This window comes from Nitrospinota bacterium (assembly GCA_016235255.1).
Taxonomy (GTDB): Bacteria; Nitrospinota_A; UBA7883; order UBA7883; family JACRLM01; genus JACRLM01.
Map to the genome: position 1 here is coordinate 53,819 of JACRLM010000074.1, position 12,326 is coordinate 66,144.

The 12,326-nt window shown below is 57.9% G+C and carries 12 protein-coding genes and 4 tRNA genes; 15 read left to right on the forward strand and 1 reads right to left on the reverse strand.

Features of this window, described 5'->3' with window-relative positions:
- The first annotated feature begins 84 nt into the window (after positions 1-84).
- The 11 genes from HZB29_09965 to HZB29_10015 all read left to right on the forward strand — a co-directional run bounded on the left by HZB29_09965 (position 85) and on the right by HZB29_10015 (position 9,545).
- Positions 85-285 (forward strand): hypothetical protein, encoded by a 201-nt coding sequence (locus tag HZB29_09965; GenBank protein ID MBI5815922.1) that lies wholly within the window; start codon positions 85-87, stop codon positions 283-285.
- Positions 285-1,622, forward strand: a complete 1,338-nt coding sequence (dnaB, locus tag HZB29_09970) for a replicative DNA helicase (protein ID MBI5815923.1) — start codon at positions 285-287, stop codon at positions 1,620-1,622. Before HZB29_09965 ends, dnaB begins: the two co-directional genes overlap by 1 nt.
- On the forward strand, positions 1,615-2,115 hold the full coding sequence (locus HZB29_09975) for a host-nuclease inhibitor Gam family protein (protein ID MBI5815924.1): 501 nt from the start codon (positions 1,615-1,617) through the stop codon (positions 2,113-2,115). The genes dnaB and HZB29_09975 overlap by 8 nt, the downstream gene beginning before the upstream one ends.
- Positions 2,112-2,621, forward strand: a complete 510-nt coding sequence (locus HZB29_09980) for a DUF1018 domain-containing protein (GenBank protein ID MBI5815925.1) — start codon at positions 2,112-2,114, stop codon at positions 2,619-2,621. The genes HZB29_09975 and HZB29_09980 overlap by 4 nt, the downstream gene beginning before the upstream one ends.
- A 296-nt stretch (positions 2,622-2,917) precedes the next feature.
- Positions 2,918-4,522: a phosphoenolpyruvate carboxykinase (ATP) gene (pckA, locus tag HZB29_09985; GenBank protein MBI5815926.1), complete on the forward strand. Its 1,605-nt coding sequence runs from the start codon at positions 2,918-2,920 to the stop codon at positions 4,520-4,522.
- Between the two features lie 279 nt (positions 4,523-4,801).
- Positions 4,802-5,914 (forward strand): hypothetical protein, encoded by a 1,113-nt coding sequence (locus tag HZB29_09990; GenBank protein ID MBI5815927.1) that lies wholly within the window; start codon positions 4,802-4,804, stop codon positions 5,912-5,914.
- 10 nt (positions 5,915-5,924) lie between these two features.
- Positions 5,925-6,410, forward strand: coding sequence for a hypothetical protein (locus HZB29_09995; GenBank protein ID MBI5815928.1), 486 nt, complete (start codon positions 5,925-5,927; stop codon positions 6,408-6,410).
- Positions 6,411-6,418: 8 nt separating this feature from the next.
- A complete protein-coding gene (locus HZB29_10000) occupies positions 6,419-7,327 on the forward strand; it encodes a 2-dehydropantoate 2-reductase (protein MBI5815929.1) in 909 nt (302 codons plus the stop codon).
- Between the two features lie 163 nt (positions 7,328-7,490).
- Positions 7,491-7,745, forward strand: coding sequence for a CDGSH iron-sulfur domain-containing protein (locus tag HZB29_10005; GenBank protein ID MBI5815930.1), 255 nt, complete (start codon positions 7,491-7,493; stop codon positions 7,743-7,745).
- A gap of 120 nt (positions 7,746-7,865) precedes the next feature.
- On the forward strand, positions 7,866-9,218 hold the full coding sequence (locus HZB29_10010; GenBank protein ID MBI5815931.1) for an NCS2 family permease: 1,353 nt from the start codon (positions 7,866-7,868) through the stop codon (positions 9,216-9,218).
- A gap of 72 nt (positions 9,219-9,290) precedes the next feature.
- The gene (locus HZB29_10015) at positions 9,291-9,545 is read left to right on the forward strand and encodes a type II toxin-antitoxin system HicB family antitoxin (GenBank protein ID MBI5815932.1); all 255 of its coding nucleotides are present in this window, start codon (positions 9,291-9,293) and stop codon (positions 9,543-9,545) included.
- An 855-nt stretch (positions 9,546-10,400) separates the two neighbouring features.
- Here the strand turns inward: HZB29_10015 and fbp are convergent.
- Positions 10,401-11,411, reverse strand: a complete 1,011-nt coding sequence (gene fbp / locus HZB29_10020; GenBank protein MBI5815933.1) for a class 1 fructose-bisphosphatase — start codon at positions 11,409-11,411, stop codon at positions 10,401-10,403.
- A 314-nt stretch (positions 11,412-11,725) separates the two neighbouring features.
- On the opposite strand from fbp, the gene HZB29_10025 reads away from it, so the two are divergent.
- From HZB29_10025 to HZB29_10040, 4 genes are all read left to right on the forward strand, one after another.
- Positions 11,726-11,801: transfer RNA gene (locus HZB29_10025), tRNA-Thr, on the forward strand.
- A gap of 45 nt (positions 11,802-11,846) precedes the next feature.
- Positions 11,847-11,931 (forward strand) — tRNA-Tyr (locus HZB29_10030).
- A gap of 23 nt (positions 11,932-11,954) precedes the next feature.
- Positions 11,955-12,030: transfer RNA gene (locus HZB29_10035), tRNA-Gly, on the forward strand.
- A gap of 50 nt (positions 12,031-12,080) precedes the next feature.
- Positions 12,081-12,155, forward strand: a tRNA-Thr gene (locus HZB29_10040).
- Positions 12,156-12,326: the final 171 nt, after the last annotated feature.

The window sequence follows — 12,326 nt, forward strand, 5'->3', positions numbered from 1 at the left end:
TGCTTGTGATCGTATCGGTTGTTTTCGCCGCGTACACGGGATCGTATTGGCGGGGGCTTTGGATGTGGGTTTTGGGAGGGAGAAATGAAAGTTTTGGGGACTCCGAGATCGTGCGCTGCGTGCGGGATACGGTTTTTGTCGCCGGAGCCGGAGACGGTGCGGAAACTGTGCTCGATGCACGCGGGGAAAATGATATCAGTGACTGGCGACGATATGGGGGAGATCGGGGCTTTTAGCGGGCATTCATATCGCGTGGTGCGCAACAAAAGAAGAGGGCGGGAGTGATGGCGGCACGGACGCCTCCGAACGACATGCACGCCGAGGGGCAGACGCTGGGGGCGGCGCTTCTGGACAACGAGGCTTTCGCGCGGGCGCTGGAGATCATCAAGGGGGAAGAGTATTTTTACGCGCCGAAACACCGGAAGATTTTCGCGGCGATGACGGCGCTGTTTGAAAAGAGCGAGCCGATTGACCTTGTCACTCTGCAGGCGGAACTGGACCGGCGGGGGGAGCTTGCGGCGGCGGGCGGAATTGAATATCTGGCGGAGCTTGTGGAGGGGACGCCGACGGCGGTTAACGTGGGGGCCCACGCGCGGATTGTGCGGGAGAAACACGTTTTGCGCCGGGCGATCCGGGCCGGAAATGAAATCGCGGAGCGTGCCTATGAAGAAGAGGGGGAGATAAAAGAGTTCCTCGATTTTATGGAGCGCACGGCGCTTTCCATCGCGAACGACATGGTGACCGGGGAGGCGGTGATCGCGGCGAAGCTTGTGACGCCAGCGGTGCAGCATATCGAAAAGCTGTATGAGACAAAGCAGCTGATAACCGGGCTTCCGACGGGGTATGGCGAACTGGACACGCTGACGGGGGGACTGCAACCGGGGAACCTTGTGATCGTGGCGGGGCGCCCATCTATGGGAAAGACGGCGTTTGCGCTGAACGTTTGCGGGCACGCATGCAACGCTGGAAAGATCGCGGGGGTGTTCTCGCTTGAGATGACGGCGCAGGAACTGGTGCTCCGGGCTTTATGCGCGGAGGCGCGGGTGTCCGGCCACAGGTTGCGGACTGGATACCTGGCCAAAAGTGACTGGCCGAACCTTGCGGCGGCGGCGGGGCGGGTGCATGACTGGAAAATGTATGTGGACGACACGGCGAGCATGACGACGATGGGGATACGGGCGAAGGCGCGGCGGGTGAAAACGTCGGCGGGGGGGCTGGACCTTATCGTCGTGGACTATCTGGGGCTGATCACGCCGGCGAAGGGGAGCGAGAACCGGGTGATCGAACTGGGGGAGATGACGCGGAGTTTGAAAGCGCTGGCGAAAGAACTGTCATGCCCGGTGATTTTGATATCGCAGCTTTCGCGGATGGCGGAAGAGAAGGCGGACAAGCGGCCGGAGCTTCGGCATTTGCGGGGAAGCGGGGACATCGAGCAGGACGCGGACGTGGTGCTGTTCGTCCATCGCGAGGAATTTTATACGCCGGACAAGGCGGAGGCGCAAGGGATCGCGGAGATCATCATAGGCAAACAACGCAATGGTCCGCTGGGGACTGTGCGGCTGGCTTATTTAAAAGAGATCACGAAGTTTGAGAATCTGGAAAGGAAAGGGAATTATGCGTGAAGGAATTTTTAACCCGGACAAGGCGCTAAAAGAAATCGGGAAGCTGGATAGGCGGATAATCAAGGCGCAGACGGCGCTTGACGAAAAGATCGCCAGGTTGCGCGAGGAGGCAACGGCGATGGCGGGGCCGTTGATCGAAGAGAAGAAGCGGATCGAGGCGGAGCTTGAAAGCTATTGCGTTGAGAACAAAAAACGGCTGTTCCACGGGGCGCGGAACGCGGCGCTTTTGTTCGGCGTGGTGGGGTTTAAAAAGACGCCGGGGAAAATGGAAGGGCCGAAGGATGAGGCGCTGATCGCGCGGTTGAAAGCGGTGGTGAAAAAAGGGTGGACGAAATACGTCAAGGTCAGGGTGTCGCCGAATAAGGACACGATAAAGACGTTGCCGGTGGAGACGCTCAAAGAACTCGGCGTGAAAATCGTGCGCGAGGACCGGTTCTATTATGAGGTGGACGAATCGGCGCTGGAAAACGCGATTGAGGACGAGGCGGCGTGAAAGCGTCGGCGGAGCGGACGGCGATTATCCGGCATATTTTTGGGCGGGCGAGGGAGATCGGGATTGATGACGACACGCTGCGAGACGTGGCGCTACAGCTGACGGGCGTGCGGAATCCGGAGACGGGCGGAGGGTCTATTTCGCGGTTGGGGATTAGGCAATTGCGGGGATTGTTGGCGCATTTAAAAGAGCGGGGAGCATCAAAAAAGCCGGAGGCGCGGGCGGGTTGGCTGGCCAGCGAGGCGCAGGTGACGTTGATACATCAATTGCACCGGGAGTTGACGGCGATGGGGGATCTGCGAGACCCGGTGGGTTTTATGAGGTCGGTGACCGGGCGGGATCAGGTGGAGCATTTACCCAGGGTGGGGAGGCGGGCGGTTTCGGCGCAGGGGTATATTGAGATATTGTTCGACAAGAAGAAAAAGGCGCTGGAAAAGGGGTCAAAAATAATTTCTGGCGAGGCGGATTCCATTCCACCTGATGGAATAGCATTCCATAAAGTCTAACTCTAGGCTACATTTAGACCATCCGTGGGGGGTGGTTATCCCGATTTCTCAATCACTTTTAGGACAACCCCTATCACCGGACAGCAACCAAACCATTACCCCCTCCCGCCTTCGGCGTACTCCCCCTTGTAAAGGTGAAGAAAAAGAATGGCCGCCAAGGCGACTGCGCCATGTAAAAATCCCCGATAATCGGTCCCGCGTTTCTATGCTATCCTTTTATGGCCCGTTTCCTACATGGGCGCAACGCGAAGGGATGTGACAGAACGCGTCGGTCTAACAATCTTGATGGAGGGTTTATGGACGGTTATCAGGCTCTTCTAACGGACCTTTCTTCCATGGGGCTTAAAAACCTCAACCAGATTTACAGGAACCTTTCCCTCCCGTCTCTGTATGAAGAGGCGGTGCGAAGGCGCGAGGGATCCATCTCCCACCGGGGGCCGTTCGTGGTGCGCACGGGGCAGTACACCGGCAGGTCGCCAAACGACAAGTTCATCGTCCGCGAAAAGTCCAGCGAGGAGTATGTCTGGTGGGGGGACGTGAACAAGGACATCACCGAGGAAAAGTTCAACAACCTGTTCCTGCGCCTTTCCGCCTACTGGCAGGGCAAGGAGATGTTCGTGCAGGACTGTTACGCCGGGGCGGATCCGAAGTACCGGATCGCGCTGCGGGTGCTGACCGAGGACGCGTGGCATTCGATGTTCGCCCGCGACATGTTCATCAGGATAACGGACAACGAAGAACTTATGGCCCACAAGCCGGACTTCACCGTGATAAACGCCCCGAGGTTCACCGCCGACCCGTCGGTGGACGGAACGAACTCCGAGGCGTTTGTCATCGTGCATTTCGGCAGGAGGCTTGTGATCATCGGCGGGACTAGCTACGCCGGGGAGATCAAAAAGTCCATCTTCACAGTGATGAACTATCTTATGCCGCGCCAGTCTGTGCTTTCGATGCACTGCTCGGCGAACATCGGCCCGAAGGACGACGTGGCCATATTCTTCGGCCTGTCCGGCACGGGGAAGACCACCCTTTCGGCCGATCCGTCGCGAAAGCTCATCGGCGACGACGAGCACGGCTGGAGCGACGACGGCGTTTTCAACTTCGAGGGGGGGTGCTACGCCAAGGTGATACGGCTTTCCAAGGAGGCCGAGCCGCAGATATTCGAGAACACGGAGAAATTCGGCGTGATACTGGAAAACGTGGCCATGGACTATACCAGCCGCCGCGTGGACTTAAATGACAGCACGTTGACGGAGAACACCCGGGCGGCGTATCCCATAACGGAGATACACGTGCCAAACGCGGAGCTTTCCGGCAAGGGGGGGCATCCGAAGAACATATTCATGCTCACCGCGGACGCTTTCGGCGTGCTGCCGCCGCTGTCCAAATTGACCAATGACCAGGCGATGTTCCACTTCCTTTCCGGCTACACCGCCAAGGTGGCCGGGACGGAGCGGGGGGTGACAGAGCCGAAGGCCACGTTCTCCACATGTTTCGGCGCGCCGTTCCTGGCGCTGCACCCGACTGTGTATGCGTCGCTGCTGGGCAAGAAGATAGCGTCGCACAAGGTAAACTGCTGGCTTGTGAACACCGGGTGGACCGGCGGGCCGCACGGGGTGGGGAGCAGGATGAAGATACAGCACACCCGCGCAATGCTCCACGCGGCGCTGGAAGGGAAGCTGGACAACGTGGAGTATGAGGCCGATCCGGTGTTCGGGGTGCTTGTGCCAAAGAGCGTGCCGGGGGTGCCCTCCGAGGTGCTCGTCCCGAAGAACACCTGGAGCGACAAGGGGGCCTACGACGCCAAGGCCAAAGAACTGGCCACGTTGTTCCGCAACAATTTCAAGAAGTACGAGTCCGAAGCGTCCGACGGGGTGAAAGCGGCGGCGCCCAAAGCATAAGTATCCCGATAACCGTGGTCAGGCCGGGCTGTTGCCCAAATGCTCATCGGGGTGTTCTTCACCCCGATGTCCCAAAGTCAAGAGTTTAGCGCTCTTATAAACATAGAGTCCGGGGTGAAGAACACCCCGGACAGCGTTCGTTTCGCGTGTTTTTCCTTTTGGGCAACAGTCCGAGGCGGCCACGGGGAAGCGGATGGACGTGATCGCAGATAGCCGGGGACGGCTTCCGGGATGACAATGCGGTGCGCAACAAAATAAATAATTCGTCCATTGTGTTCCATGAATGACAACGCGGCGTCCGAATCGCAACAATCCCGCCCCTTGACGTTCATCCGCCGCGCCCATGATTTTTACGGGTCGCTTTTCGCCGACCTGCGTGCCGCCCGCCAGACCGTCCGCATCCAGATGTATTGCGTGGAGGAGGGGGCCGCCGCCGCCGAGTTTAAGGCATGCCTTGTCGAATGCGCCCGGCGGGGGGTGGACGTGGAACTGATGTACGACTCCGTGGGGTCGATGTACACCCACGCATCGTACTTTTCCGAAATGGAACGGGCCGGCGTCCGTGTCTCTGAATATCATCCGGCCCGGGTATTCTCGTTTTTCGGCCGCGCCTCTTTCCGCAGGCTTTTCCGGCGCAACCACAGAAAGCTGGTGGTGATCGACTCGCACATCTATTACGTCGGCGGCATGAACATTGGCGACAGGTTCTTGGAGTGGGAGGACATAATGGTGCGCGGCGAGGGGGAACCGGCGGGAAAGCTGGCGGCGTCGTTTGACAGGGTGTGGGGGCGCAGGAAAATTGACCACCACAAAAGCAGGCGCTCCCGGATCAAGTCGCGCATGCTCAGCGACATACAGGTGTGGGACAGCCGCCCGGCGGTGGACAACTATCCGGTGAAGCGGCTGTATATGTCCGCCATCAAGAAGGCGAAGAAGCGGGTGTGGATAGCCCAGGCCTATTTCGTGCCGCGCCGCAGGCTTTTAAAAGCGCTCATGCATGCTGCGAACAAAGGGGTGGACGTGCGGCTTGTTATCCCGGACGTGTCCGACGTGAAGCTTGTGGACATGGCGGCGTGGCCCTCCCTGGCCAAGCTCGCCGAAAACGGGGTGAAGGTTTACAGGTTCACCCGGTCGGTGCTGCACACCAAGATGGCGCTGATAGACGACAGGTGGCTTTCGATCGGGACGGCGAACCTGGACTCCATGAGCATGTATTGGAACCTGGAGATAAACCTTGTGATGCGCGGCGGGGGGGCGTTGAAGAATGGGGAGGAGATATTTTCCGATTACTTCGCCCAATCCCGCCTGATGGACCCGGAGGAGCCCAAACAAAGACCTTTGCCCTTGCGGATACTGGGGCTGCTTTTGCATTATTATGGATGGATATTGTGAGGAGATTAAAGTGAATATCAAACGCTATTTGACCACCGCCGCACTGGCTTGCGTATTTTTCACCACCGGCGCAACGGCGCAGGACATGCCCATGGGGGACCATAAGCATCATCACATGATGGACGGACCCGGCATGGCCCGGCCGGATGACAGGCGGGTCACCCTCAAAACCCCCGCCATGATGCGCGAACATTTGAAGCAAAACATGCGGGAGCATTTGAAGACGGTCAACGAAACGCTGATAAAGCTTGGCGCGGGCGATTTTTCCGGCGCATCGGCGGTCCTCCACGAACGCCTGGGGGTGACCGAGGAGATGAAGCGGATGTGCGGGATGTTCGGCGACGAAACATACCGCAAGATGGGGATCGCCCTGCACGAGGATGCGGACGAGACGGCCAAGGTCATCGCAACGGGGGACATGAAGAAATCCGTGGTGGCGGTGGGGACGTTATTGAACCGGTGCGTGGCGTGCCACGAGATGTTCAAGGTGGAGTGAATGTAACGATGCGCATAGTGGTTGCCGGAACTGGCGGTGTGGGGGCGTATTACGGGGCTGTGCTGGCAAAAGCCGGGCATGAGGTGTTCTTCATCGCGCGTGGCGCCCAGCTTGACGCCATATCGAAAAACGGCGTCGAGGTCAAAAGCATAAACGGTGATTTTCACATCGCCGCCAGCTCCGGGGAGACTTCAGCGCCGTTTGGCGTGGCCGATCTGATCCTTGTCTGTTTCAAGGCGTATGACACCGCTGGGACGCTGGAACTTTACGCCCCGTCCGTGGGGCCGGAGACGGCTATCATCTCGCTTCAGAACGGGGTGGACAACGAGGAGATCATCGCGGCCCGGTTCGGTTGGGAAAAGGTGTTGGGGGGATTGTCCTTCATCGGGTCGCGGGTGGACAGGCCGGGGGAGGTGATCCACACCGCCGCAAGCAACGTTATCATCGGCGAGATGGACGGTACGATGACGGATCGCGTGAACAAGATCGGCGAAGCGTTCAACGCCGCCGGGGTGAAGTGCAAGGTGTCCGCCGAAGTGAAAAAGGAGATGTTCGGCAAGATGATATGGAACGTGGGATTCAACGCCCTGTGCGCCGTTCTGGAATGCCCCTCCAGGGCCGCCATTGAATTTGACGAGACCAAAAACATCGTGCGCGCCGCAATGCTTGAATGGACCGCCGTTGCGCGGGCGATGGGGGTGGCGTTGACGGACGACATGGCGGACAAGCATATCGAACGCACCTTCAAGGCAGGCGAGATAATCCCCTCCATGCTGCAGGACAGGCGGCGCGGCAAACGGATGGAGATAGAGACGTTCAACGCCAAGGTGGCGCAACTGGGAGAGAAGCACGGGATGCCAACGCCGGTGAACTCCACGCTTTCGGGTATAATCAAGTTCTGGAACAGGGGATTCTGATCTCCTGCCGCCAGCGCTATTTAACGTCGGACTGGAGTCCTTATGCGGGCATGTTCAATATAGTGTTTTGCTCCGCCCCTTGTTATACTAAGTCCAAACAGGACAGTGTCCTTAAAACCGGCCATGGTGGATCGGCCTGAATCTGAAAACGAAGGAGAAGACCATGCCTGAACCGAAATCTCCCCAAAAAGCCCCATATGTACTGGACATGGAGCCCGGCGCGTATATGTGGTGCGGGTGCGGACTTTCCAAAAACCAGCCTTTTTGCGATAACGCGCATAAAGGAACTGAATACCAAGGGACGAAAATCGCCGCGGTGCTTGTCGATATCGACGAGGCGAAGACCGTGGCCTTCTGCGGATGCAAGCACACCAAGACGCCACCTTTTTGCGACGGGACCCATAAAACTCTTACATAACGGCATCGAAGTTGTCCGGGGTTGGACATACCGCAGGCGGAACACCAGCGGAGCCAACCCTGTGTGACAAACTCCCCTTTATCTCTTATATTGATACGGGGGTCATCTAGAGGAGTTGTTATGGGCGCGCTGGAAAAACTGTTTGAGATAGAAAAACGGGGAAGCTCCACCGGCAAGGAAGTCACCGCCGGGATCACCACCTTTCTCACCGCAAGCTACATAATATTCGTCCAGCCCGCCGTGCTCTCCATCGCGGGGATGGACTTCGGATCTGTGATGATGGCCACCTGCATCGCCACGGCGTTTGCCACGGCGCTGATGGCGGTTTTCGCGAATTACCCGATAGTGGTGGCCCCGGCCATGGGGCACAACTTCTTTTTCGCCATCACCGTGTGCGGCGCGGCGGCGGCGGGGGGGATGGGGTTTCACTGGAGCCAGGCGCTGGCGGCGGTGTTCATCTCCGGTTCGATTTTTCTTTTCCTGTCGCTGTTCGGGTTCCGGGAAAAAATAATAAACGCCATACCCTCCCCATTACGGCTTGGCATCGCGGTGGGCATCGGGCTTCTCATCGCCCTTTTGGGGCTGGAGTGGGGCGGGGTGATCGTTTCCAAACCGGGGACGTTTGTAGGTTTTGGCTCCATGCGTTCGGGCCCTGTGTTGCTTACGTTTTTCGGCACGTTCCTGATGCTTGCGTTGATGATCCGCAAGGTGAGGGGGGCCATATTGTGGGGCATCCTCGGTTCGGCGCTGGCCGCGCTTCCCTTCGGGCTGGCCACGTTCCACGGATTTGTCTCCGCCCCGCCATCCATGGTCCCCACGTTTTTAAAGCTCGATTTCGCCGGGCTGTTCGCAAACAGCCAGTGGTGGCTTGTGACCGCGGTGTTTTTCATGCTGGCGCTGTTTGACACGGTTGGGACACTGGTGGGAGTTGCGATGGCTGCGGGGCTGATGGACGAATCGGGAAAGATACCACGGGCGGAACGCGCCATGGCCGCGGACGCGGGGGGCACGATGGCCGGGGCGTTTTTGGGCACATCAACCGTGACGGCGTATATAGAAAGCGCGGCGGGCATAGCTGTGGGAGGCCGCACCGGGCTTGCGGCGCTGGTGACGGCGGGATTGTTTTTACTTTCGATATTCTTCTCCCCCCTGGCCCAGATGGTGGGGGGCGGCTATAAGGTTGCCGAAGGGGTCTATCTATACCCCGTCATCGCTCCGGCGCTGATAGTTGTCGGCTCGCTGATGCTCACGCTGGTCAAAGAGATATCGTGGGACGACCCCGCCGACGGGTTTTCGGCATACATGGCGATAATACTGACTCCGCTTTCCGTGAGCATCACAGAAGGGGTGAGCGTTGCGTTCATATCGTATTCACTGTTGAAGAGCGCCCAGGGGAAATTCTTCGAAGTGCCATGGCTGACGCATGTCTGCTCGGTCCTGTTTATTTTGAGGTATGCGTTTCTGGCGGGGTGAGGGATGATTGAAACATGCTATGCAATTAGCAGATAATAAGAATCAGAAGAAAATTGCGCAAGAGGATATTCCATGAGCGAATCCGCCATTAAATTGCATTTGGAAAAGGTTGAGAACGGGAATTTCCTGGCAACAAGCCCTGATGTGCCCGGCCTGGTGGCGGAGGGGCGCACAATGACGGAGGCTGTGGAAATCGCCCAGGGGCTTGCCCGCAAAATTCTTGAATCATGCATTGAGCATGGTGACGAAATACCGCCCGTTCTGATGAAAATGGTGGATGAGGAATCATCTTCCGTTGATTTTACAGTTCCAGTTCCAGTGAAATAAATGGGGCGGCTGTCAGGCTTCAAATACCGCGAGGTCGCGCAAAAACTCCGGCTGTTCGGATTCGCTTTTGACAGGCCCGGGCCGGGCAGTCATGAAATCTGGCGTCACAGGGAAACCGGCATTGACGTGGACGAGTTTCTGAAAGCATGAATTAAGGGAAAACATTGTGGACGGCCAGTTGAAGCATTATTCGGACAAGCTGGCTTACCAGATAGACTCGTGGGATCTGAAAGTGGCAAAGGCGGCGGAGTTTAAGGTTGACCCGGTAAATTAATGGGGGTGTCGGTAGTAACAAATACTTTGCCGCAACCAGGACAACTAACCGCCGCGTTATTACCCAATATATCCCAATCCAGTTCGTCCATACTCATGGCCTCGCTGATGGTTTTTTAAAAGCTTTAAAGCGATGTTACAGTAAAAAAACCATGTCAACGGCATTGGAAAAATTGGTTGGCCGTTGATTGCCGCCCAATCGCCCCACCCCATCTTGACACGCGTACCGGTACGCGGCACGAAAGACGGGGTCAGGCCGTTTACTTTTGACTTTTTTCCGCTCGGTGATGGCGCTGGCGCTATTGTCTTCCCTGGGAGCGCGGGCGTCCCGCCCGCATCTTCCCGGCGCCGCTTCGATAGCGGCGCCGGGAAGGAAGATTGGGAATCTCCATAGCAAAAGCGCCCTTAAGTTATCGTGCGTTCTTTTCAAGGCAACGGAGCCATCGAGGTTCCATCGCCTTGTTGCGGGCGGGACGCCCGCGCTCCAAAGGAACCGTGGTCGGCGACCACGGGGAAGCGTTAATAGAGGCGGCCACGGGGAAGCATAAAAGTAAAACGGCTTGCCGCCTGGGCACGCCCTCTCTACATCTCCCCCCGCAGAAACTTCTTGCATGTCTCCACGTCGCCACGGCTTCCGATGATCAGCGGCACGCGCATGTGAAGCGACGTGGGCTGGATGTCCAGAATGTTCTCGGTGTTGGCGATGGCCGAGCCGCCGGCCTGTTCGCAGATATACGCCAATGGCGCAGCCTCGTACAGCAGGCGCAGTTTCCCTTCGGGACTCTTTGTGTCCGCAGGGTACATGAACACGCCTCCCTTGAGAAGGTTGCGGTGGAAATCGGCCACAAGCGATCCGATATACCGGGAAGAATATGGGCGGCCCGTCGCCTTGTCCGGTGTTTTAAAATAGTTCACCATTTTGCTCACACGCTCGTCCCAAAGGTTGCTGTTCCCTTCGTTGACGGAGTAAATCTGGCCGCGCTCCGGGGTCTGGATGTTCGGGTGGCTCAAAAGGAACTCGCCGACGGATGGGTCCAGCGTGAAGCCGTGCACCCCGTCCCCCGCGCTGTACACGAGCATGGTGGAAGGTCCGTAAATGATATATCCGGCGCCCACCTGGGTGCTCCCTTTTTGCAGGAAATCTTTTTCCACCCCCTTCGTCCCGTCGGTTATTTTGCGGTGGATGGAGAAGATTGTGCCGATGGAGACGTTCACGTCTATGTTGGATGATCCGTCCAGCGGATCGAAGGCCAGCGTGTACTTGCCCCCCTGCGGATGCCTCTCCGGTATCTGGAAGACCTCCTCCAGTTCTTCGGAGGCCATGGCGCAAAGATAGCCGGTGTGGTCCATCTTGTGGATGATGGTCACATTGGCGAACTCGTCAAGTTTTTGCACTTCTTCGCCCTGGACGTTGGTCTCGCCGGTCTTGCCCAGCACGTCCACAAGCCCCGCCTTGTTCACAGCGCGGTATATGACCTTGGCGGCCACCACAAGCTCGTTCATCAGGCCGGAGAAATCGCCGCTTGCCCTCGGGAAGCGCCTTTGCACCTCCATTATGTGTTTGGTTATAGTGGTGCCAAGTCTCTCCGGCATAAAACTACCCCCTCCTTGTGCGATTAGCGCAGATTATGTGTGCAGGCGCCAGGCGGCGCGCCGCCCGGAAAGCGTATTTGGACAATTTAGCACAAAAAAGGGGCGTTGTGGCGGCGTCCAATGCCCCTCATGAAAAAAAGGAGGCGGCCCGGAGCGCATGCGTACCATGAGAGACTGCGTTCCGGGCCACATGGCCCGCAAAATGAGGGGTGGCGCCCCCGCCCTGGATTTTTTTCCCATTTCCTGTTGACATGGGGGGCCCGCAATAATATATTTAACGTTTACGCTTTGCGGGAGTAGTGTTTTTGCGCGAGGCCGGCGTAGCTCAGTTGGTAGAGCAGCTGATTTGTAATCAGCCGGTCGGGGGTTCGAGTCCCTTCGCCGGCTCCAACAGGCTTATATAGAAGTAAGTCTCGCGCGGGCGTGAATGAAGGCGGGGAGGTTCCCGAGCGGCCAAAGGGAGCAGACTGTAAATCTGCCGGCTACGCCTTCGGAGGTTCGAATCCTCCCCTCCCCACCATGTTTTTGTGTGTTTTGGGCATGGCGGGAATAGCTCAGTTGGTAGAGCATCAGCCTTCCAAGCTGAGGGCCGCGGGTTCGAGTCCCGTTTCCCGCTCCACTCCGGCCCTTGCCGGGCGGGTGTTGCGGTGGTGTGAGCCTTTTGTTCAGGCCCGCGTAGCTCAGTGGTAGAGCGCTTCCTTGGTAAGGAAGAGGTCATGGGTTCAATCCCCATCGTGGGCTCCACTGACGGCTGGCGGTGATTTTGAGGTGTTACCGGTTCCCCCGGTGTTTTAGCGGGGGGCGCCGGGCTGAAGATTATAACTGGAGACTATCAGGAGCGCTCGATTATGGCGAAAGAGTCATTCAAGAGGGACAAGCCGCACGTTAACGTAGGCACGATAGGTCACGTGGACC